The organism is Falsiroseomonas sp. RANM36 (genome assembly GCF_056682175.1).
This window is the reverse complement of the sequence record NZ_JBWXTD010000002.1, coordinates 812,590-834,131: the sequence shown is the minus strand read 5'-3', so window position 1 is coordinate 834,131 and position 21,542 is coordinate 812,590. Positions and strand designations below refer to the sequence as shown.

Genomic DNA, 21,542 nt, shown 5'->3' with positions numbered 1-21,542 from the left:
GACGACATCGAGGCGGCGATCGCCGCCGAGCTCGGCGGGAAGCGCTGACGCCGCGACGACCAGGCGGGGGCGCCGCCCCCGCTTCCCCGACCCGGCGCAGCCGCCCGGCCGCGCAGCCATGAACGCGCCCGTCGGACCCTCCTGGGCGCCGGAGGGCCTCGCCAGCGGCGTGCCGGCCGGCGCCGGCCACGACCTCGCCCGCATCGTCGCAACCTATGACCAGCGCGCCGATGCGGCCCTCATCGAGCGCGCCTTCGAGGTCGCCGCCGCCGCGCATGCCGGGCAGACCCGGGAGAACGGCGACCCCTACATCACCCATCCCGTCGCCGTCGCGCGGATCCTGGCGCAGTACCGGCTCGATTCCGCCTCCATCGCCACCGCGCTGCTGCACGACGTGGCGGAGGACACCAAGACCGGCCTCGCCGAGATCGAGAAGCGCTTCGGCAAGGAAGTCGCCCGCCTGGTGGACGGCGTCACCAAGCTGACGCGGCTGGAACTGCAGTCCGAGCGCACCAAGCAGGCCGAGAATTTCCGCAAGCTGGTCCTCGCGATGAGCGAGGACATCCGCGTGCTGCTGGTGAAGCTTGCCGACCGGCTGCACAACATGCGCACGCTGCACTTCGTCCCGCAGCCCGAGCGCCGCCGCAAGACCGCGCGCGAGACGATGGAGATCTTCGCGCCGCTTGCCGAACGCATCGGCATGGACGCGCTGAAGACCGAGCTCGAGACGCTGTCCTTCCGCGAGCTCGACCCCGACGCCTTCCAGACCATCGCCGCGCGCCGCGCCTTCCTCTACGGCCAGGGCGCCGAGCTGATCGACGAGATCAAGGACGACCTGGCCCGCGTGATGCGGGAGAACGGCGTCGAGGTGCTGGAGCTGACGGGGCGCGAGAAGTCGCCCTGGTCCATCTGGCTCAAGATGCACGGCAAGAAGGTGGAGTTCGAGCAGCTCTCGGACATCATGGCCTTCCGCGTGATCGTGCCCGACAAGGCCGCCTGCTACGCCGCGCTCGGCGCCGTCCACTCGGCCTATCGCGTGGTGCCCGGGCGCTTCAAGGACTACATCTCCACGCCGAAGCCGAACGGCTACCAGAGCCTGCACAGCGGCGTGACCGTGCCGGCGAAGCGCAACGCCAAGATCGAGGTGCAGATCCGCACCCGCGACATGCACGAGGTCGCCGAATACGGCGTCGCCGCGCACTGGATCTACAAGCAGGGCGGCCAGGCCGGGCGCGACCAGCACAAGTTCCCCTGGGTCAAGGAGCTGCTGGAGATCCTGGAGCAGGCCGCCGAGCCGCAGGAATTCTTGGACGCCACCCGGCTCGAGCTGCACCGGGACGAGGTCTTCTGCTTCACGCCGAAGGGCGACCTGATCGCGCTGCCGCGCGGCGCGACCTGCGTGGACTTCGCCTACCAGGTGCACAGCCAGGTCGGCGACCAGTGCGTCGGCGCCAAGATCAACGGCGTGATCAAGCCGCTGCGCACGCCGCTCGAGAACGGCGACCAGGTGGAGATCATCACCGCCCGCGGCGGCACGCCGAACCCGCAATGGGAACGCTTTGTCGTCACCGGCAAGGCGAAGGCGCGCATCCGCCGCTTCGTCCACGCCCAGCAGCGCGAGGCGAGCCGCCAGGAAGGCCGCGCGGCCATCGCGCGGGCCTTCCGCCAGGAAGGCGTGGAGTTCTCCGAGAAGGCCATCGAGCCCGCGCTGAAGCAGCTGAAGCAGGCAAGCTTCGAGGAGCTGTGCCTGGTCGTCGCCTCCGGCGCCGTCTCCCCGAAGGAGGTGGTCCACGCGGTCTATCCCGAGCTGCGCGGGCCGCCGCGCGCGGCCGATCCGCTGCCCATCGCCCGCTCGCGCCCGCGCGCGGTGCCGCCGATCCCGACCAAGGGCGGGCGGCGCGACGTGACCATGGGCGTCTCCGGCCTGGTCGCGGGCATGCAGGTGAATTTCGCGGGCTGCTGCCATCCGCTGCCGGGTGACCGCATCGTCGGCATCGTCACCACCGGCAAGGGCGTCACGGTCCACAAGGCCGATTGCCACAACCTCTCGGGCTTCGCCGAAAGCCCCGAGCGCTTCCTCGACATCGACTGGGACTACGAAGGCGGGGCAGGGGGCGCGCATCTCGGCCGCATCGAGGTGGTCGCCTCGGCGGAACGCGGCGCGCTCTCCGCGGTCACCGATGCGATCGCGCGGCAGGACGGGGCGATCGAGAATCTGCGCATCCACCATCGCGGCCCGGACTTCCAGGAGATCTCGATCGACGTCGAGGTGCAGGACCTGCGCCACCTGTCCAACATCATCGCCGCGCTGCGCGCCGTGCAGGGCGTGGCCCAGGCCGAGCGGGCGAAGGGGTAGGGCGCGTTGACCGCCCGGTCCGTCCGCGCCGCCCTCGCCCGCCGCATCGCCGGGAAGGCACCGTCACCATGATCATCGGACTCGGCAGCGACATCCTCGACATCCGCCGGATCGAGCGGGTGATCGAGAAGCACGGCCAGCGCTTCCTGGAACGCGTCTTCACCCCGCTCGAGATCGCCAAGGCCGAGCGGCGCACCGAGCGGATCCGCGCCGCCACCTATGCCAAGCGCTTCGCGGCGAAGGAAGCGGCCTCGAAGGCGCTCGGCACCGGCTTCCGGCAGGGCGTGTTCTGGCGCGACCTCGGCGTGGTGAACCTGTCCTCCGGCCAGCCGACGCTGCGCATGACCGGCGGCGCGGCGGAACGGCTGAAGGCGATCACGCCGCCCGGCCACCTGGCGCATGTGGCGCTGACCATGACCGACGAATTCCCCTATGCCCAGGCGATGGTGATGATCAGCGCCGTGCCGCTTCCCGCCCTGCTCGGCGCCGCCGCCCGCCCGGCCGCGGCCACCGCGCGGGAGGAAGCTCTTCCTTGACAGGGCGGGCGGGGCCGCGCTCTATCCGCGCGCGCAGCGACGGACCCGGCGCCCAGGCCGGCCAGTAGGATGCCCGTGAACACCCCTTCCATGGCCAAGAAGAAATCGGGCGGCTGGCTCGAGTCCATCAAGACGATCGTCTATGCCGGGCTGATCGCCATCGGCATCCGCACGATCGCCTTCGAGCCCTTCAACATCCCCTCCGGCAGCATGATCCCGACGCTGCTAGTGGGCGACTACCTGTTCGTCTCGAAGTATTCCTACGGCTATTCGCGCCATTCCATGCCGTTCAGCCCGAACCTGTTCTCCGGGCGGATCTTCGGCAGCCTGCCGGAGCGCGGGGATGTCGCGGTGTTCAAGCTGCCGCGGGACAACTCCACCGACTACATCAAGCGCATCATCGGCCTGCCCGGCGACCGCATCCAGGTGCGCGGCGGCGTGCTGCACCTGAACGGCCAGCCGGTGCGGCGGGAATTCGTCGGCAACTACACGGTCGAGGGCGACGGGCCGCGCATGGTGGTGCGGGAGTTCCGGGAGATCCTGCCGCCGCAGCCGGGGGTGGAGCCGCATTCCCACCTCATCCTCGAGATGTCGGACGACCAGCCCTACGACAACACGCCGGAATTCGTCGTGCCGCCGGGCCATGTCTTCGCGATGGGCGACAACCGCGACAACAGCCTGGACAGCCGGGCGCAGAACGCGGTGGGCTTCGTGCCGCTGGAGAACCTGGTCGGCCGGGCGGAGTTCATCTTCTTCTCGGTCGACGGCTCGGCCCGCTGGTGGGAGGTCTGGGCGTGGCCGTCGGCGATCCGGTGGTCGCGCCTGTTCAGCGCGGTCCGGTGAACGACGCGGCGTCCCCCGACCAGGACCTGCCCGACCCGGTCGCCGCCCTCGCCGCGCGCCTGCCGCACCGCTTCGCCCGCCCCGAACTGCTGCTGCATGCCCTGACGCACCGCTCCGCGGCCGATCCACGGCGGCAGATGCTCGACAGCAACGAGCGGCTGGAATTCGTCGGCGACCGCGTGCTGGCCCTCGCCATGGCCGAATGGCTGGCCGAGCGCTTCCCGCAGGAGCGCGAAGGCGACCTCGGCAAGCGGCTGGCGCATCTCGTCGCGCAGGACAGCCTGGCCAAGGTCGCGGCCTCGCTCGGCATCGGCGAGGCGCTGCGCGTGCCGGCCAGCGAGGAACGCTCCGGCGTGCGGCGGCGCGCCTCGGTGCTCGCCGATGCGCTGGAGGCGCTGCTGGGGGCTCTCTACGAGGATGGCGGGCTTGAGCCGGCGCGCAGCCTGGTCCGCCGGGAATGGGCGGCGCTGCTCGAAGCCTCCGCGCATCCGCCGGTCTCGCCCAAGACGCGGCTGCAGGAATGGACGCTCGGGCGCGGCCTCGGCCTGCCGGAATACATGCTGGTCTCCGCCACCGGCCCCTCGCACAGCCCGATCTTCGTCGTGCGCGCCCTGGCCGCGGGGCAGGACGCGGAAGGCACCGGCGAGAGCAAGCGGGCCGCCGAGCAGCAGGCCGCGGCGAAGCTGCTGGCGCAGCTCGGCGCATGAACGACGCGCCGGCTGGGCCAGGGCCGATGCGCTGCGGGCTGGTCGCGGTGGTGGGCGCGCCGAACGCGGGCAAGTCCACGCTGGTGAACGCACTGGCCGGCACCAAGGTGACCATCGTCTCGCCCAAGCCGCAGACCACGCGATTCCGCATCCGCGCCGTGGTGATGCAGGGGCGCAGCCAGATCGTGCTGGTGGACACGCCGGGCATCTTCGCGCCGCGCCGGCGGCTTGACCGCGCCATGGTCAAGGCCGCCTGGAGCGGCGCGCAGGATGCCGATGTCACGCTGATGCTGGTGGATGCCCGCGCCGGGCTGAAGGAGGATGTGCGCGCCATCCTCGACGGCCTGGCGGCCTCGAAGCGGCCGCTGATGCTGGCGCTGACCAAGGCCGACCTGATCCCGCGCGAGCGGCTGCTGCCGCTGGCGAAGGAGCTGAACGCGATCCTGCCCTTCCGCGAGACCTTCATGGTCAGCGCGCTGAAGAACGAGGGGCTGGACCGCATGCGGGAGGCGCTGGCGGCCGCCATGCCGGAGGGGCCCTGGCTGTTCCCGGAGGACGACCTCTCCGACCTGCCGCAGCGGATGCTGGCGGCCGAGATCGTGCGGGAGCAGGTGTTGCGCCAGACGCATGAGGAAGTGCCCCACCACGCGACCGTCGAGACCGAGCAATGGGAGGAGCGCAAGGACGGCTCCGCGCGGATCGAGGTGACGATCTATGTCAGCCGCGCCAGCCAGAAGGCGATCCTGATCGGCGACAAGGGCGCCCGCATCAAGGAGATCGGTCAGCGTGCCCGGGCGGAGCTGGAGAAGCTGCTGGAGCGCCGCGTCCACCTGTTCCTGAACGTCAAGGAACGCGCGGGCTGGGACGAGGAGCGCGGCCGGCTCAGGGCGCTTGGGCTGGAAGATCCGGGTTAGCGGCGACGCGACCCGGCTCGCCCGGGCAGGCGCCTAGTATGGCGGCTCGCCGATCCGGAAGGTCCCGGTCAGGCGCATGAAGCGCGTGTTGCGGAAGATGCTGGTCCCCGCGCCGCCATCGCTCCAGTTGCGCACCGGCCCGCTGTCCAGGTGGATGAAGCCCCGGCTGCGATACACGCCGACACCGCCCTTCTTCAGCTGCAGCGCGGCCTCGGCCACGGCCGGCAGGCGCCCGGCGGGCACGCCGAGATCCACCGCCGAGGCGCGCATATGCTGGCTGTCGCCCGCACCCTGCACCGCGCGGTTCACCGCCGGCGTGCGATAGCCCGAATGGACGTCCAGCACGCCGCTCAGCCGCGTGCGGGTCGTCACCTCCCACAGGATGGCGATCGCATCGGCGTCGAAGGGGCGCGGCGGGCAGCCCGGATCGGCCAGCACCTCCGACAGATCGGCCATCGCCGAGCGGTCCGGCGCGCGGCCGTCATGCCAGGTGCCGTCGAAGGTGGCGCCGCTGCCCGCATGTTTCAGCGTCAGCCGGCGCGCGGCGGCGTGGGAGGTGCGTGGCAGGATCAGCGTGGCGAAGGCGGCGGCCCCGCCCAGGAGGAGACTGCGTCGCATGACACCCCTCTAGCCAAACTCGTCCGCCAGCGCGACCCCCTTCTTCCGATCCGTCCGGCCCGGCCGGGCACACGATCCGTTCAGCCGCGGCCCGGCCTTGATCGCCGGGGCCGGATATGGAACGCCGCGCGGATGGAGTGGCAGGCCCCCGCGGTGGTGCTGGATGTGCGACAGCACGGCGAATCGGGCGCCGTGGTCACCCTCCTGACCGAGGCCCATGGACGCCATGCCGGGCTGGCCAAGGGCGGCGCCTCGCGCGCCCAGGCGGCGCTCTGGCAGCCCGGCAACCTGGTCGAGGCGCGCTGGATGGCGCGACTCGCCGACCAGCTCGGCGCCCGCGCGGGCGCGCGGGGGCCTCCCCCCGCGGCGCGGGCGGGGGGGGGTCCGCGTTCGCGCGCGGGGCTGCGCGCCGCCACCACCGGGGCGGGGGGGGCCCGGCCCGCGGCGCGCGCCGCCCCGCGCCCCGCCCCGCCCCCGCGCCCCCCCCCCCCCCCCCCCCCCCCCCGACCAGCTCGGCGCCCTCTCGGGCGAGCTGGTGCATCCCGCCGCGGCGCTGGCGATGGAGGATCCGCTTTCGCTCGCGGTGCTGCGCGCCGCAACCAGCGTGGCGGAGGGGGCGCTGCCGGAGCGCGAGGCGCATCCGCGCATCTTCCACGGCCTGGTGGCCCTGGTGGCGACGCTGGCCGGCGGGGCGGAGGCGGCGCTGCCCGATCTGGTCCGATGGGAGGCCGATCTCCTGGCCGATCTCGGCTACGGGCTCGATCTGGCGCGCTGCGCCGTCTCGGGCACCACCGAGGACCTGGTCTTCGTCTCGCCCCGCACGGGGCGCGCGGTCTCGGCCGGGGCCGCGGGGGATTGGCGCGACCGGCTGCTGCCCCTGCCGGCCTTCCTGCTCGGCCAGGGCCCTTCCGGCGCGCCGGACTGGCTGGCCGGCCTGCGCCTGACCGGCCATTTCCTGGCCCGCGACGTCTTCGGCACCCAGCACCGGCCGCTGCCCGCCGCCCGCGGGATGCTCACCGACCGGATCGCCGCCCTGGTGGCGCCGGGGCCCGATCCGGGCTAGACCCGCGCCCACAGGAACGAAGCGCGAATCAGCCGCAGCATGCCCGACGACATCATCGCCCCGCCCGCCGGCGGCGCCTCGCAGGAGACCAGGCTCGCCGACGCGCTCTCGGAGCGCTACCTGGCCTATGCGCTCTCGACCATCGTCAGCCGCTCGCTGCCGGATGTGCGGGACGGGCTGAAGCCGGTCCATCGCCGGCTGCTCTACGCGATGCACCAGCTCAAGCTCGACCCCGAGGCGGGCTTCAAGAAATGCGCCCGCATCGTCGGCGACGTGATGGGCAAGTACCACCCGCATGGCGACAGCAGCATTTACGAGGCGCTGGTCCGCCAGGCGCAGGATTTCGCGGCGCGCTACCCGCTGGTCGAGGGCCAGGGCAATTTCGGCAACATCGACGGCGATAACGCCGCCGCCATGCGATACACGGAAGCGCGGCTGACCGAGGTCGCGCAGGCGCTGCTCGATGGCATCGAGGAGAACGCGGTCGATTTCCGCCCCACCTATGACGGGGAGGAGAAGGAGCCGCTGGTGCTGCCGGCGGCCTTCCCGAATCTGTTGGCGAATGGCGCGGCGGGCATCGCGGTGGGCATGGCCACCTCCATCCCGCCGCACAATGCCGGCGAGCTTTGCGGCGCGGCGCTCGAACTGGTGCGCAACCCGGACGCGACGGTGGACGACCTGATGCGGCATGTCCCCGGCCCCGACTTCCCGACCGGCGGCATACTGGTGGAAGCGCCGGACGCGATCCGCGAGGCCTATGCCACAGGTCGCGGCGGCTTCCGCTTGCGCGCCCGCTGGGAGGTGGAGAAGCTCAAGGGCGGCACCTGGCAGGTCGTGGTCACGGAAATCCCGTACCAGGTCCAGAAGTCGCGACTGATCGAGCAGATCGCGCAGCTGATGGAGGAGAAGAAGCTGCCGCTGCTCGGCGATGTGCGCGACGAGAGCACCGATGTCGTGCGCATGGTGCTGGAGCCGAAGTCGCGCACCGTCGAACCCGCGGTGCTGATGGAGACGCTGTTCCGCGCGACCGCGCTGGAAAGCCGCTTCCCGCTCAACATGAACGTGCTGGACGCCGACCGCACGCCGCGCGTGATGGGGCTGAAGCAGGTGCTGCGCGCCTGGCTCGACCACCGCCACGTGGTGCTGGTGCGCCGGACGGAGCACCGCCTCGCCGCCATCGCGCGACGCCTGGAAATCCTCGACGGCTACCTCATCGTCTATCTCAACCTCGACGAGGTCATCCGCATCGTCCGCGAGGAGGACAAGCCGAAGGAGGCGCTGATGGCCGCCTTCTCGCTGACGGAGGTGCAGGCCAACGCCATCCTCGACATGCGCCTGCGGGCGCTCCGCAAGCTGGAAGAGCTGGAGATCCGCAAGGAGCACCGAAAGCTCAGCGCGGAGCAGAAGAAGCTGCAGGGCCTGATGAAGAGCGAGAAGGCGCGCTGGGAGGCGATCGGCGCCGAGCTTGAGGCAACGCGCGAAAAATTCGGCAGCGGCGCGCTCGGGACGCGGCGGACCACCTGCGGCGCCGCGCTGCCGGACGTCGCGGTGGACGAGGCAGCCTTCGTCGAGAAGGAGCCGATCACCGTCATCCTCTCGGAGAAGGGCTGGATCCGCGCGCAGAAGGGCCATGTGCCGGAGGACGCGGAGCTGCGCTTCAAGGAAGGCGATTCGCTGCACACCTGGGTGCATGCGCAGACCACCGACCGCATCGTGCTCTTCGCGACGAATGGCCGTGCCTTCACGCTGAAGGCCGATGCCATCCCGCGCGGCCGCGGCGACGGCCAGCCGCTGCGCCTGATGGTGGATCTGACGAACGAGGATGCGATCCTCGCCCTGTTCGTCCACCAGGAGGGCGGGAAATGGCTGCTCGCCGCCTCGGACGGCAAGGGCTTCGTGGTGAAGGGCGAGGAATTGCTGGCCGAGAAGCGCACCGGCAAGCAGGTGCTGCTGGTGGACCCGCCGAAGGAGGCCTGCGTCTGCGTCCCCGTTCCGGCGGAGGGCGACAGCGTCGCCGTCACCAGCGATGCGCGGCTGCTGGTCTTCCCGCTGGACCAGGTGCCGGAGATGGCGCGCGGCCGTGGCGTGCAGCTCATCGCCCTGAAGGATGGCGAGCTGAAGGACGCGCAGGTGTTCCGCGGCCGGGAAGGGCTCGCCTGGAAATACGGCAGCGGCGTGCGCCAGGAGACCGACCTGCGCACCTGGCGCGGCCAGCGCGCCGGCGCCGGCAAGGCGCCGCCGCAGGGCTTCCCGCGGAATCGCCGCTTCGGGGTCTGACACCGGGCGGCACGCGGCTGGCACGCGCCGGCCAACTCCCGCCCCGGGTCTCCGTTCTTTCACTTGTATGCAACGGCCGGGCATGCGCCAATGTCGTGCGAGCCCTGGGCCGGGGAGCCGGGGCAAGCCAATTCCTGGAAGGCTGCTGTCAGCCAGCCATGCCGCGCGAGCGGCGGGAAGGAGGCTTGCTTGGCGACCGGACCCCTGATGCGCGACCTGCTCGATTCGCTCGCCCGTGCCATGCCCCAAGGCGGCGCCGCACGGGATCGGACGCGCGACGACACCCTGAAGCTGCTGGTGGCGATCTTCGGCCCGCCCGAGGGCGCGCCCGACGCCGCGCTCCAGCACCGCATCAGCCTCGCGGCCGATGCGGTCCTGGCCGAGCGAAGCGCGAACGGGGCGGCAGGCCGGAGAGTGCGGCACAACGCTGCCCGGCGATCGGCGGATATCGCGGGCCCCGGCTGAGGAGCCCCCCGGCTCAGCCGCTCAGGCTGACCTTCGCGTGCCCTTCGGCCGGCTCCGGCGCCGGGGGCGGCTCGGCATGCTCGGCCAGCACCCGCCAGATGCCGCCCGCGAGCGCCTCGCTCGGCCGGAAGCGCGCCTTGTAGCTCATCTTCCGGCTCTCCGGGACCCAGTAGCCGAGATAGACATAGGGCAGGGAGGATGAGCGCGCCCGCGAGACCAGCCACAGGATCGCATGGGTGCCGAGGCTCCGGCGGGCCTCGGCCGGATCGAAGAAGGAATAGACCGCCGACAGCCCGTCCGAGAGCCAGTCGGTCAGACAGGCGCCGATCAGGCGCCCTGCCCGGTCGCGGAACTCCACCACGCCGCTGGTGATCGGCGTGTCCTCCACCATGGCGCGGTAGTCGTAGAAGCCCATCGCAGCCATGTCGCCGTCGCCATGCCGCGCCGCCTGGTAGCGCTGGAACAGGCCGAACTGCTCGGCCGAGGCGCGGGCCGGCATCTCGAACGCCGTCACGTCGGCATTCGCGCGCATCACCCGCCGCTGGGTCCGGTCCGGCTGGAACTGCCCGGCCACGATGCGGATCGGGATGCAGGCGCGGCAGCCGGGGCAGACCGGGCTGTAGGCGATGTTGTGACTGCGGCGGAAGCCGGCGCGGGACAGCCGGTCATGTGTCGCCTCGGCATCCGCGCCGGCAAGCTCCGTCACGATCTTCCGCTCCGTCCGGCCCGGCAGGTACGGGCAAGGAAGGGGCGCTGTCGTGTAGAAGAATTGCGGACGGCGGGCGGTGCGATGGAGCATCGGTCTCGGTGCAGTCTCGGCGGAGCGGGGCGGGGAATCAACACTCCCGCGGCATGTTCCTCATGGCGTCAGCGTGATGCGCCCCGCTTCGCGCTCCGGCGCGCGGCCGAGGCGCAGGATCTCGCCCGCGCTCCAGCGCTGCAGGAGGTCGCCCCAGTGGTCGGACAGCGGGTGGCCGGACTGGCCGGTGGCGATCATCACCAGCGCGCCGTCCGGGTCGGCGAGGTCGAACACGGCGCGCAGCCCGGCGCCATGGACATGCTGGAACGGGTTGTCGCCGGTGCCGCGGAAGCCGCCGCGCGACAGCGTCTCGCCGTCCCCGCCGGTCGCCGTCTCCAGCGAGACGGCCTCGCCGAGCAGCGGGACGAAGCGCAGCACGGGATGCTCGAAGCGCGCCACATGCACTTCCCCCCAGCGCCAGGCCGACGGATCGCTGCCGTGCCGCGCCTCCAGCGACTGCACCGCGTCGTCGAGCGAGCGCGTCAGCAGGGAGACGCAGGCGTCCGCCCCGCACCAGGCCCGGCCGCGGCCATCGGGCGCCAGCAGGAAGGCCAGGAATTCCGGCCCGGCGAGCCCGTCGGCGGAGGAGGCGCCGGCGCGCTCCAGCGCCAGCCGGCGCAGCGTGCGCAGCCAGGTGTGGAACAGCAGCGGCTGCGGCGCGTCGGGGGACATCGTGCCATCCCAGTCGCGCAGCAGCGCATGGGCGCGCGCGGAGGCCGCGTTGGGCCGGATGGCGAGCAGGGCGGGCAGCGCCTCCCGCGCGAACAGGGAGAGGGTGTCGTTCTGCATCGCGGCGAAGTCGGCCGCCGCGTGCTTCGGCCGGGCGGCGAGCAGCTCGCCGATGCGGCGCAGCCGCCAGTCGCCGAACCAGTGGGCGCCGAGGAAGACCGGATGGTCGGGCGGCGCCGGCCGGCTGTTCGCCGCGGCCAGCATGCCCGTCCCGGGATTCTCGAGATGCGGCATGTCGTCGAAGGGCACGAAGCCGATCCAGTCGCCTTCGCCGTCCCAGCCAGGCACCGGCACCGTCCCGTCGCCGCCGCGCCGGATCGGCGTCCGTCCGACAAGATACTGCGCGATGCCGCCCGAGGCCTCGGCGACCATGAGGTTCTGCGGCGGGCTGGTCAGCCGCGAGGCCGCGGCCCGCGCCTCTTCCAGCGTGGTGGCGCGGTTGAGCGCGAGCAGGCCATCGGCGCTGGTGTCGCCGGGCGCGAGATTCGCCATCGCCACCGACAGCACCAAGTCATGCGGCAGGCCCGATTGCGGCTCCACATCGCTGATCACCGGGCCGTTGCGCGTCTCGCGCACCACCAGCCGCTCCCGGTCGTGGCGGCCGCGGACCTCGATGAATTCCTCGCGCCGCACGAAGGGCCGCGGGCCCTCCGGCGTCTCGTAGCTGTCGTCGTCCACCAGGCGCTCGATGAAGACGTCCTGGGTGTCGGAATGGGTGGTGGTGAAGCCCCAGGCGAGGCGCTCGTTGCGGCCGATCACGATGGCCGGGACGCCCGGCGCGGGGGCGCCGGCGCGGAAGCGCCCGCCGGGCAGCTCGATGCGGGCGAGGTACCAGAGGATCGGCGCCTGGAAGCCGAGATGCGGATCGGAGGCCAGCAGCGGCGCGCCGGAGGCCGAGCGCGCCGCGCCCACCGCCCAGGCGTTGGAGGCGCTGTCGGGCAGCGGCGCGTCCTCGCCGAAGACCGGCACCCTGGCCAGCATGCGCCGCAACGCCTCCGGCGGCAGGTCGGCCGAGAGGTCGAGGCGGCCGCGGCTGCCGTCCTCGGGCCAGAGCAGCGGCAACTCGTCCTCGTCGATCATGCGCGCCACGCGCGCCCGCTCGATGTCGCGGCGCCACGCGCCGGAGAGCCACAGCCCCATCACCCGGCCCCAGAGCAGCGAATGCTCCGGCTTCCAGGGTTCCGGCTCCCCGAGAACCAGGAATTCCGGCGCGCTCATCATGCCGCGCGCGGCGATGCGCGCATTCACCCCGTCCGCATAGGCCTGCAGCAGGTCACGCGCTTCCGGCGAGAGGCTTTCCAGGTCGCCGCGCGCGCGTTCCGCCAGGCCGAGGGTGCGCGTGAAGCGGTCGAGCCTGAGCGCGCTGGCGCCGGCGATCTCGGCCAGCCGGCCTTCGCCGCCGCGCCGCATCGCATCCATCTGGAACATGCGGTCGCGGGCGTGCAGCCAGCCGAGCGCGATCGCCGCGTCGCGCTCGTTCTCCGCGGCGATCCGCGGGATGCCGTGGTCGTCGAGGGTGATGCGGACCGGCGCCGACAGGCCGGGGATGGCGGCTTCCTCGGACGCGTCGGGCAGGGAGAGATAGACCAGCGCCAGGGCCAGGAAGCCGCCCAGCATCGCCAGCACCGCGATGAAGGCGACCAGCCGGCCGCCGAAGCGCAGCACCGGGGCGAGCACGGAGGAGGGCTGCTTGCGCCGGTGGCGCCCGTTGTGCCGGGAATCGCCCGTCCACCTCCGCCGGCGCCGGCGACGGGGCTCGCCCGCGGCTGGCGCCTCCCCGGCCGGCTGGGCCGCGGACCCGCCCTCCGTCATGTCTGCCCCTGCCGTCGCATCCGCCCCGCGCCCCGGAGGCTCAGCCCATGTTCACCATGATTGTCTTCTTGTGGGTGAAGTGCTCGAGCATCGCCTCCAGGGAGGCTTCCTTGCCGAGGCCCGACTGCTTCACGCCGCCGTAGCTGAGATTGGCCTGCACAACGAGGTTCTGGTTGATCTGCACGAGCCCCGCTTCCAGCCGATGCGCCAGGTCGAGGCCGACCTTCAGGTTGTTGGTCCAGAGCGAGGCGGCGAGGCCGTAGTCGCTGTCATTCGCCTCGGCCAGCACCGCCTCCGGGTCGTCGAAGGGCTGGATCACCGTGACCGGGCCGAAGATCTCCTCGCGCACCAGCCGGCTCGTGCCGTCGAGCCCGGTGAAGATCACCGGCTGGATGAACAGCCCCTTCCTCAGCGCCGCGTCCTTCGGCATGGCGGAGCAGACATGGGCGGTGGCGCCCGGCGTCTTCGCGCCTTCCTCGATGTAGGACTTCACCTTCTCGAACTGGCCGGTCGAGATGATGGTGCCGATGTCGGTCTTCTCGTCCAGCGGATCGCCCATGACCATGTTGTCCACGGCGGTCTTCATCGCGGCGACGAAGCGGTCGAAGATCGGCCGCTCGACATAGATGCGGCTCGCCGCCGTGCAGGACTGGCCCTGGCGCGTGAAGCGCATGGAGGTGAGCGCGCCGGAGACGGTCTTGTCGAAGTCGCAATCGGCGAAGACGATCATCGGCGACTTGCCGCCGAGTTCCAGCGTCACCGGGATCAGCTTCTCGGCGGCCGCCTTGTAGACGATCTTCCCGGTCTCGACCGAGCCGGTGAAGGTCACCTTCTTCACCTTGGGGTGCGAGACCAGCGGCGCGCCGCATTCGGGGCCAAAGCCGCTCACCATGTTGAAGACCCCGGGCGGCAGCACGCGATTGAGAATCTCGCAGATGCGCAGCACGGCGAGGGGGGCTTCCTCGGCGGACTTCACCACCACCGTGTTGCCGGCGACGAGCGCGGGCGCGACCTTCAGCGCCATCAGCAGCATCGGCACGTTCCACGGGATGATCGCGCCGACCACGCCGAGCGGCTCGCGCACCGTCACGGAGAGCACGTTCGGCGCGAAGGGCACACTCTCGCCCTTCAGCTCGGAGCCGAGGCCGCCGAAGAACTCGAACACGTCGGCGACGACATTCGCCTCCACGCGCGATTCGGTCCGCAGCGCCTTGCCGGTCTCGAGCGCGATCAGCCGGCCGAGTTCCTCGACATGCGCCTTGAGCGCGGCCGAGCAGGCATGCACCATCGCGCCGCGCTTGCGGGCCGGCACCTTGGCCCAGTCCTTCTGCGCGGCGGCGGCGGCGGCAACCGCCGCGTCCACATCGGCCGCATCGCCTTCCGCGGCCCGGGCGATCTCCACCCCGGTGGCCGGATTCACCACGGCGAAGGTGCGGCCCGAGCGGGCCGGCACATAGCGGCCCGCGATGAAGTGATTCCCGGACAATGCCTTCGCGAGCGCAAAGCAGTCGTTCGTCGGGGCTTCGGGGGTCGGGTGGGGGCGGTCGAGCATGGGTTTCCTCCCGCTGGATCGGGACCTAATAGAGGCCGGCGACAATGCGACGCCAGACCCCCCTTCGGAAATGGTGGCTGGGCGCGACCGGAGAGGACCGAAACGCAGATGGAGAAGGCGCCGACCGGCCCGTTGAAGGGTCTCAGGGTCCTGGACCTCACCCGGGTGCTGGCGGGGCCCACCTGCACGCAGATGCTGGGCGACCTCGGCGCCGAGGTCATCAAGATCGAGCGGCCCGGCGCCGGCGACGACACCCGCGGCTTCGCCCCGCCGCTCTGGCCCAATACCAAGGAAAGTGCCTATTTCCTCGGGGTCAACCGGAACAAGAAGTCGCTCACCCTCGACATCGCCGCGCCGGAAGGCCAGGAGATCATCCAGAAGCTGCTCGAGACCTGCGACATCCTGGTCGAGAACTTCAAGGTCGGCGCGCTTGCCAAATACGGGCTGGGCTATGAGCAGCTGAAGGCCAAGCATCCCAGCCTGATCTACTGCTCGATCACCGGCTTCGGGCAGACCGGCCCCTATGCGCCGCGCCCGGGCTACGATTCGCTGATCCAGGGCATGGGCGGGGTGATGAGCCTGACCGGCGAGCCGGACGGGCTGCCGCAGAAGGTGGGCGTGCCGGTCGCCGACCTCTTCGCCGGTCTCTATGGCTGCATCGGCATCCTGGCCGCTCTGCGCCACCGGGAGAGGACGGGGCAGGGGCAGCAGATCGACATCGGCATGCTGGACACCTCGGTCGCCTGGCTCGCCAACCAGGGCATGAACTACCTGGCCACCGGGGAGAACCCGCCGCGGCTCGGCAACCAGCATCCGAACATCGTCCCCTACCAGGTCTTCCCGACCAAGGACGGGCACATCGTGCTCTCGGTCGGCAACGACCCGACCTTCGAACGGTTCTGCAAGGCCTTCGGGCAGGAGCAGCTGCTGGCCGATGCGCGCTTCGCGACCAACGCCGCCCGCGTCGCCAACCGCCAGCTCGTCACCGACACGCTGACGCCGCTGATGGCGACCAGGACCACCGCCGAGTGGGTGGACGCGCTGGAGGCGCTGAAGATCGGCTGCGGCCCGATCAACAAGCTCTCCGAGGTCTTCGCCGACCCGCATGTGCAGGCGCGCGGCTGCGTCGTGCCGCTGGCGCATGGCTCGGGCGAGACGGTGAAGGTGATCGCCAACCCGGTCCGCCTCTCCGCCACCCCGCCCGACTACCGCGTGCCGCCGCCGCAGATCGGCGAGCATTCCGAGGAAGTGCTGTCCGGCCTGCTCGGCATGGCGGCGGACGAGGTGCAGGCGCTGCGGGACAAGGGGATCGTCTGAGCCGCGGCCGAGGGCGCGCCCATGACCCCCCGCCAGCATCGCCTGCGCTACCTGCTCGCCGGCGCCTTCCAGCATCTCGCCTGGACGGAGTGGGGGCCGGCGGAGGGCGCGCCGGTGGTCTGCGTCCACGGCCTGACCCGCAACGGGCGCGACTTCGACACGCTGGCTGCGGCGCTGGCCGCGCAGGGGCGGCGGGTGCTGTGCCCGGACCTGCCGGGGCGCGGTGCCTCGGACTGGCTGGCCGACCCGAAGCTCTACACGCCGCCCTCCTACGTGGTCGCGCTGGCGCATCTGCTGGCCCGGCTCGACGGCCCGGTGGACTGGGTGGGCACCTCGCTCGGCGGCATCTGCGGGATGATGGTGGCGGCCGGGCGGAACACGCCGCTGCGGCGGCTGGTGCTGAACGACATCGGCAGCCGCGTGCCGGCGGCCGCGGCGGAGCGGATCGCCGCCTATGTCGGCCGCCGGCTGGTCTTTCCGGACATCGCCGCGCTGGAGGCGCATCTGCGCGAGGTGCATGCCCCCTTCGGCCCGCTGGCGGATGCCGAATGGCGGCACCTGGCCGAGCACAGCGCCCGGCCGCTGCCGGATGGCCGGATCGCCAAGCACTACGACCCGGACATCGCCGTGCCCTTCCGCGACGCCCCGACCGGCCCGGTGGACCTGGCCGCGATCTGGTCGCTGGTGCGGGTGCCGGTGCTGCTGATCCGCGGCGCCGAGAGCGACATCCTGGATGCGGAGACGGCGGCCGACATGGCGACGCGCGAAGGGGTGAGGCTCGTCACCCTGCCCGGCATCGGGCACGCGCCGGCGCTGATGGACCCGGCGCAGATCGAGACGGTGGCGGGTTTCCTGGCCGCGGACTGAGGACGCCGCGGGCGCTGGTCAGGCGCCGAGCTTGCGGGCGATGGCGCGGGGGGGCGACTCCTCTTCCGCGCGGAGCCGCCCGGTCCGCAGCTTCACGCCCTGCCACCAGGACAGCGCATGGACGGGTGGCGGCGGCAGCGGCGGCAGGCGGCTTCGCTCGGCCTCCGGCAGGACCGCGCGGCGCGCGCCGCGCAGCCGCTGCAGCCGCCACCAGGCGAGGTTCTCGTCCTCGCCCGGCTCGGCATGGCGAAACGCCAGCAGCGCATCCACCTCCGCCCGCTGCAGCCGCAGCGCGGCGACGGCGGGCTCCGCGTGCCTGTCGGAGGCGCCGTGCCAGGGCCGGCGCAGCGCCGCCCGGTCAGGCATGGCGAAGCAGGCGCGCCGCCTCCACCGCGAAATAGGTCAGCACGCCGTCGCAGCCGGCCCGCTTGAAGCCGAGCAGGCTTTCCAGCATCGCCTTCTCGTGGTTGAGCCAGCCATTCTGCACGGCGGCCATGATCATCGCGTATTCGCCGCTCACCTGATAGGCGAAGGTCGGCACACGAAAGGAATCCTTCACCCGGCGGCAGATGTCGAGATAGGGCATGCCGGGCTTCACCATCACCATGTCCGCGCCTTCGGCCAGGTCGAGCGCGACTTCGCGCAGCGCCTCGTCGGAATTGGCGGGGTCCATCTGGTAGGTCTTCTTGTCGCCCTTCAGCGCGCCGCCCGACCCCACCGCGTCGCGGAATGGACCGTAGAAGGCCGAGGCGTATTTCGCCGCATAGGACATGATCCGCGTATGGATCAGGCCGCGCGCATCGAGCGCGGCGCGGATCGCCGCGACACGGCCATCCATCATGTCCGACGGCGCGATCACGTCGATCCCGGCCTCCGCCTGGATCACCGACTGGATCGCCAGGATCTCCAGCGTCTCGTCATTGGCCACGTAGTGCCCGCCCGGACCATCCCGCAGCACGCCGTCATGCCCGTGGTCGGTGTAGGGATCGAGCGCCACGTCGCCGACCAGGCCGAGCTCGGGGAATTCCCGCTTGAGCAGCCGCGCCGCGCTGCACATCAGGTTCTCGGGGTTCTTCGCCTCCGTCCCTTCCGCGTCCTTCTTCCCGGCGGGCGTCGCGGGGAACAGCGCGAGCGCCGGGATGCCGAGCTTCGCCGCCGGCTCGACATGCGCCGCCAGCCGATCGAGCGTGACGCGCTTCACGCCGGGCATGGAGCCGACGGGCGTTTCCGTCGCCGTGCCCTCGATGACGAAGATCGGCCAGATCAGGTCGTCCACCGACAGGCGGTTCTCCGCCACCAGCCGCCGCGTGAAGGCGTCCACCCGGTTGCGCCGCATCCGCCCCGCCGGAAAGGCGCCCGGCTGGCGCGGCTGCTCCAGGCTCTGCGCGTGGCCCTTCTCGAAGGCGTTCACGACGCGGCCGCCAGCGCCTGGTCGAGGTCGGCGATGATGTCGTCGATATGCTCGATGCCGATGGACAGGCGCACATAGCCGGGCGTCACGCCCGTCGCGGCCTGCTCGTCCACGCTCAACTGGCTGTGCGTCGTGGTTGCCGGGTGGATCGCGAGGCTGCGGGCATCGCCGATATTGGCGACGTGATAGAACATCTTGAGCGCCTCGATGAACGTCCGGCCGGCCTCGGCGCCGCCCTTCAGCTCGAAGCCCATCAGCGACCCGTAGCCGCCCTTCAGCGCGGCGTCCGCGCGACGCTTCGCCTCGCCCTCCATCAGGCTGGGATGGATCACGCGCGTTACCGCGGGGTGCTTCGCCAGATGCGCCGCCACCTTCAGCGCATTCGCGCAGTGCCGCTCCATGCGCAGCGGCAGCGTCTCCAGCCCCTGCAGGAACAGGAAGGCGTTCATCGGCGCCATCGGCGCGCCGAGGTCGCGCAGCAGGCAGGTGCGCATGCGGATGATGTAGGCGATCGGCCCGAGCGGCTTCACCGCCTGCGTCCAGACCGCGCCGTGATAGCTCGGGTCGGGCGTGTTCAGCGTGGGGAAGCGCTCGGCATGCGCTTCCCAGTCGAAATTGCCGCCATCCACCACGATCCCGCCGATCGAGGTGCCGTGGCCGCCGATGAACTTCGTCGTCGAATGCATCACCACCGCGGCGCCGAGCGCCAGCGGCTTGCACAGAACCGGGGCGGCGGTGTTGTCCATGATCAGCGGCACGCCGAGCCTGCGCCCGATGGCCGCGACCTCGGCGATCGGGAAGACCTGCAGCTTCGGGTTCGGCAGCGTCTCGGCGTAGTAGCAACGGGTCTTCGCGTCGGTCGCGCGCGCGAAGCCCTCGGGGTCGGCCGGGTCCACGAAGCGGACCTCCACGCCGAACTGCTTCAGCGTGTTGGCGAAGAGGTTCCAGGTGCCGCCGTAGAGATCGGTGGAGGAGACGATGTTGTCGCCCGCCTGGCAGAGATTCATCACGCTGAAGGTCGTCGCCGCCTGGCCCGAGCCCAGCGCCAGCGCCGCCACGCCGCCTTCCAGCGCCGCGACGCGCTGTTCCAGCACGTCCACGGTCGGGTTCATGATCCGCGTGTAGATCATGCCGAGTTCCTGCAGCGCGAAGAGGCGCTGGGCGTGGCCGGTGTCCTGGAACTGGAAGGAGGTGGTCTGGTGGATCGGCACGGCGACCGAGCCCGTGGTCGGGTCCGCCCGCCAGCCCGCATGCAGGGCGATCGTTTCCGGGTTGGTGTAGGTCACGGGCTTCCTCCGATCCTCTTGCCTGGCACAGTCGTGGCACAGGCGCGGCCGGCTGTGGAAGGGCCGGAGAGGCTTTCTCCGTCGGCGCCGATCGGTGGCAAGACCCTCTCCGCGCCGGTCGGCGCGCAACAGCTTGTGGCGCCAGTTCCGGCCGCCCACCGGGCGTGGTAGTGCTGCGCCCATGATCCCCCAGGATGTCCCGGTCGCGCTGGGTTCCGACCATGCCGGCGTCGCGCTGAAGGCGACGCTGATCGAGGCGCTGCGGGCCGCCCGCCACCCGGTGCTCGACCTCGGCACCGACGGCCCCGAGAGCGTGGACTACCCGGATTTCGCCGATGCGGTGGCCGCCGCGGTGACGGCGGGGCGGGCGCGCTTCGGCGTGCTGGTCTGCGGCACCGGCATCGGCATCTCGATCGCCGCCAACCGCCACGCGGGAATCCGCTGCGCCCTGGCGCATGACGCGACCACCGCGCGCCTGTCGCGCGAGCACAACGACGCCAACATCCTGGCTCTCGGCGCCCGCGTCACAGGGCCCGAGGTGGCGCTCGACGCGCTGCGCGCCTTCCTCGCCACCCCCTTCGCCGGCGGCCGCCATGAGCGCCGCGTGCGCAAGCTCACGCCCGACTGGAGCCCGCGATGAACCAGCAGACCCCGCCGATGACGCCCGCGCGCTTCTTCTCCGCGGGCGTGGCCGAGAGCGATCCGGACCTGGCCCGGGCGCTGGAGCTGGAGCTCGGCCGCCAGCAGGACGGGATCGAGCTGATCGCGAGCGAAAACATCGTCTCCCGCGCCGTGCTGGAGGCGCAGGGCTCGGTCCTGACCAACAAATATGCCGAGGGCTATTCCGGCCGGCGCTACTATGGCGGCTGCGAATTCGTGGACATCGCGGAGGATCTCGCGATCCAGCGCGTCACGAAACTGTTCGGCTGCGGCTTCGCGAACGTCCAGCCCCATTCCGGCGCGCAGGCCAACCAGGCGGTGTTCCTGGCGCTGCTGCAGCCGGGTGATTCCTTCATGGGGCTGGATCTCGCCGCCGGCGGGCACCTGACGCATGGCTCGCCCGCCAACCTTTCCGGGAAGTGGTTCAAGCCCGTCCCCTACACGGTGCGGCGCGAGGACCAGTTGATCGACATGGCGGAGGTCCGGCGCATCGCGCTGGAAGCCAAGCCGAAGCTGATCATCGCCGGCGGCTCCGCCTATGCACGCACCTGGGATTTCGCCGCGTTCCGCGCCATCGCCGACGAGGTCGGCGCGTATTTCATGGTGGACATGGCGCATTTCGCGGGGCTGGTCGCCGGCGGTGCGCATCCTTCGCCCTTCCCGCATGCGCATGTGGTGACGACGACCACCCACAAGACCCTGCGCGGCCCCCGCGGCGGCCTGATCCTGACGAATGACGAGGCACTCGCGAAAAAATTCAACAGCGCGGTGTTCCCGGGCCTGCAGGGCGGCCCGCTGATGCATGTCATCGCCGCGAAGGCCGTCGCCTTCGGCGAGGCGTTGCGGCCCGAATTCCGCGCCTATGCGAAGCAGGTCGTCGCGAACGCCAAGGCGCTGGGCGAGGGGCTTCGCAGCCAGGGCCTCGACCTCGTCACCGGCGGCACCGACAACCACCTGGTGCTGGTGGACCTGCGGCCGAAGAAGCTCACCGGCAAGGTCGCCGAGGGTGGGCTGAACCGCGCGCATCTCACCTGCAACAAGAACGCCATCCCCTTCGACCCCGAGAAGCCGATGGTGACCAGCGGCATCCGGCTCGGCTCCCCTGCCGCCACCACCCGCGGCTTCGGCGAGGCCGAGTTCCGCGAGGTTGCTACCCTGATCGGCGAGGTCCTGGACGGCCTGGCCGGCGCCAACGCACCAGAAGCGAATGCGGCTGTCGAAGAGCGCGTGAAGGGTCGCGTGCTGGAGCTGTGCCGGAAGTTCCCGATCTATTCGTGACCAGCCCGGCCACACCGCCGATGGGACAAAGCTGGCAGGTCACGCGCCGCGC

At 71.5% G+C, this 21,542-nt stretch carries 19 protein-coding genes and 1 pseudogene; 13 read left to right on the top strand and 7 right to left on the bottom strand.

The window, feature by feature from the left end:
- Positions 1-118: 118 nt before the first annotated feature.
- From AC1MIR_RS04875 to era, 5 genes are all read left to right on the top strand, one after another.
- On the top strand, positions 119-2,356 hold the full coding sequence (locus AC1MIR_RS04875) for a RelA/SpoT family protein (protein WP_480027038.1): 2,238 nt from the start codon (positions 119-121) through the stop codon (positions 2,354-2,356).
- A 68-nt stretch (positions 2,357-2,424) separates the two neighbouring features.
- The gene (acpS, locus tag AC1MIR_RS04870) at positions 2,425-2,892 is read left to right on the top strand and encodes a holo-ACP synthase (protein WP_480027037.1); all 468 of its coding nucleotides are present in this window, start codon (positions 2,425-2,427) and stop codon (positions 2,890-2,892) included.
- Between the two features lie 69 nt (positions 2,893-2,961).
- Complete coding sequence (lepB, locus tag AC1MIR_RS04865) at positions 2,962-3,735, top strand: signal peptidase I (protein WP_480027036.1); 774 nt, start codon at positions 2,962-2,964, stop codon at positions 3,733-3,735.
- Positions 3,732-4,442 (top strand): ribonuclease III, encoded by a 711-nt coding sequence (gene rnc / locus AC1MIR_RS04860; protein ID WP_480027035.1) that lies wholly within the window; start codon positions 3,732-3,734, stop codon positions 4,440-4,442. The genes lepB and rnc overlap by 4 nt, the downstream gene beginning before the upstream one ends.
- Positions 4,439-5,356 carry a GTPase Era gene (gene era / locus AC1MIR_RS04855; protein WP_480027034.1) on the top strand — a complete coding sequence of 306 codons (918 nt, stop codon included), beginning with the start codon at positions 4,439-4,441 and terminating at the stop codon, positions 5,354-5,356. The genes rnc and era overlap by 4 nt, the downstream gene beginning before the upstream one ends.
- A 33-nt stretch (positions 5,357-5,389) precedes the next feature.
- Here the strand turns inward: era and AC1MIR_RS04850 are convergent, their stop codons facing one another.
- Complete coding sequence (locus AC1MIR_RS04850) at positions 5,390-5,974, bottom strand: YcbK family protein (protein ID WP_480027033.1); 585 nt, start codon at positions 5,972-5,974, stop codon at positions 5,390-5,392.
- Between AC1MIR_RS04850 and recO (AC1MIR_RS04845) the strand changes: the two are divergent.
- The 4 genes and pseudogenes from recO (AC1MIR_RS04845) to AC1MIR_RS04830 form a co-directional block, all read left to right on the top strand.
- A pseudogene (recO, locus tag AC1MIR_RS04845) lies at positions 5,876-6,247 on the top strand (DNA repair protein RecO); the annotation flags it as partial. The gene AC1MIR_RS04850 and the pseudogene recO (AC1MIR_RS04845) overlap by 99 nt on opposite strands.
- 262 nt (positions 6,248-6,509) lie before the next feature.
- On the top strand, positions 6,510-7,037 hold the full coding sequence (gene recO / locus AC1MIR_RS04840) for a DNA repair protein RecO (RefSeq protein WP_480027032.1): 528 nt from the start codon (positions 6,510-6,512) through the stop codon (positions 7,035-7,037).
- 39 nt (positions 7,038-7,076) lie between these two features.
- Positions 7,077-9,314: a DNA topoisomerase IV subunit A gene (gene parC, locus AC1MIR_RS04835; protein ID WP_480027031.1), complete on the top strand. Its 2,238-nt coding sequence runs from the start codon at positions 7,077-7,079 to the stop codon at positions 9,312-9,314.
- Positions 9,315-9,521: 207 nt separating this feature from the next.
- Entirely contained in the window at positions 9,522-9,779 is a 258-nt protein-coding gene (locus AC1MIR_RS04830) for a hypothetical protein (protein WP_480027030.1), read from the top strand.
- Between the two features lie 13 nt (positions 9,780-9,792).
- Here AC1MIR_RS04830 and AC1MIR_RS04825 read toward each other — a convergent pair whose 3' ends face one another.
- The 3 genes from AC1MIR_RS04825 to AC1MIR_RS04815 all read right to left on the bottom strand — a co-directional run bounded on the left by AC1MIR_RS04825 (position 9,793) and on the right by AC1MIR_RS04815 (position 14,671).
- A complete protein-coding gene (locus AC1MIR_RS04825) occupies positions 9,793-10,578 on the bottom strand; it encodes an arginyltransferase (protein WP_480027029.1) in 786 nt (261 codons plus the stop codon).
- A gap of 60 nt (positions 10,579-10,638) precedes the next feature.
- Complete coding sequence (locus AC1MIR_RS04820) at positions 10,639-12,984, bottom strand: penicillin acylase family protein (protein WP_480027028.1); 2,346 nt, start codon at positions 12,982-12,984, stop codon at positions 10,639-10,641.
- Positions 12,985-13,159: 175 nt separating this feature from the next.
- Positions 13,160-14,671 carry an aldehyde dehydrogenase family protein gene (locus AC1MIR_RS04815; RefSeq protein WP_480027027.1) on the bottom strand — a complete coding sequence of 504 codons (1,512 nt, stop codon included), beginning with the start codon at positions 14,669-14,671 and terminating at the stop codon, positions 13,160-13,162.
- A 108-nt stretch (positions 14,672-14,779) separates the two neighbouring features.
- Between AC1MIR_RS04815 and AC1MIR_RS04810 the strand changes: the two genes are divergently transcribed.
- Both AC1MIR_RS04810 and AC1MIR_RS04805 read left to right on the top strand, forming a co-directional pair.
- Positions 14,780-15,988, top strand: coding sequence for a CaiB/BaiF CoA transferase family protein (locus tag AC1MIR_RS04810; RefSeq protein WP_480027026.1), 1,209 nt, complete (start codon positions 14,780-14,782; stop codon positions 15,986-15,988).
- Between the two features lie 21 nt (positions 15,989-16,009).
- The gene (locus tag AC1MIR_RS04805) at positions 16,010-16,855 is read left to right on the top strand and encodes an alpha/beta fold hydrolase (RefSeq protein WP_480027025.1); all 846 of its coding nucleotides are present in this window, start codon (positions 16,010-16,012) and stop codon (positions 16,853-16,855) included.
- Between the two features lie 18 nt (positions 16,856-16,873).
- On the opposite strand, the gene AC1MIR_RS04800 is transcribed toward AC1MIR_RS04805, so the two are convergent.
- From AC1MIR_RS04800 to AC1MIR_RS04790, 3 genes are read right to left on the bottom strand one after another with little or no spacing between them, the layout of a single operon-like run.
- A complete protein-coding gene (locus AC1MIR_RS04800; protein ID WP_480027024.1) occupies positions 16,874-17,221 on the bottom strand; it encodes a hypothetical protein in 348 nt (115 codons plus the stop codon).
- A complete protein-coding gene (gene hemB, locus AC1MIR_RS04795; protein ID WP_480027023.1) occupies positions 17,214-18,266 on the bottom strand; it encodes a porphobilinogen synthase in 1,053 nt (350 codons plus the stop codon). The genes AC1MIR_RS04800 and hemB overlap by 8 nt, the downstream gene beginning before the upstream one ends.
- Positions 18,263-19,552 carry an O-acetylhomoserine aminocarboxypropyltransferase/cysteine synthase family protein gene (locus AC1MIR_RS04790; RefSeq protein WP_480027022.1) on the bottom strand — a complete coding sequence of 430 codons (1,290 nt, stop codon included), beginning with the start codon at positions 19,550-19,552 and terminating at the stop codon, positions 18,263-18,265. Before AC1MIR_RS04790 ends, hemB begins: the two co-directional genes overlap by 4 nt.
- 181 nt (positions 19,553-19,733) lie before the next feature.
- Here AC1MIR_RS04790 and rpiB point away from each other — a divergent pair, with 181 nt between their 5' ends.
- Together rpiB and glyA are read left to right on the top strand one after the other, a co-directional pair.
- On the top strand, positions 19,734-20,192 hold the full coding sequence (gene rpiB / locus AC1MIR_RS04785) for a ribose 5-phosphate isomerase B (RefSeq protein ID WP_480027021.1): 459 nt from the start codon (positions 19,734-19,736) through the stop codon (positions 20,190-20,192).
- Entirely contained in the window at positions 20,189-21,490 is a 1,302-nt protein-coding gene (gene glyA / locus AC1MIR_RS04780; protein WP_480027020.1) for a serine hydroxymethyltransferase, read from the top strand. Before rpiB ends, glyA begins: the two co-directional genes overlap by 4 nt.
- Positions 21,491-21,542: the final 52 nt, after the last annotated feature.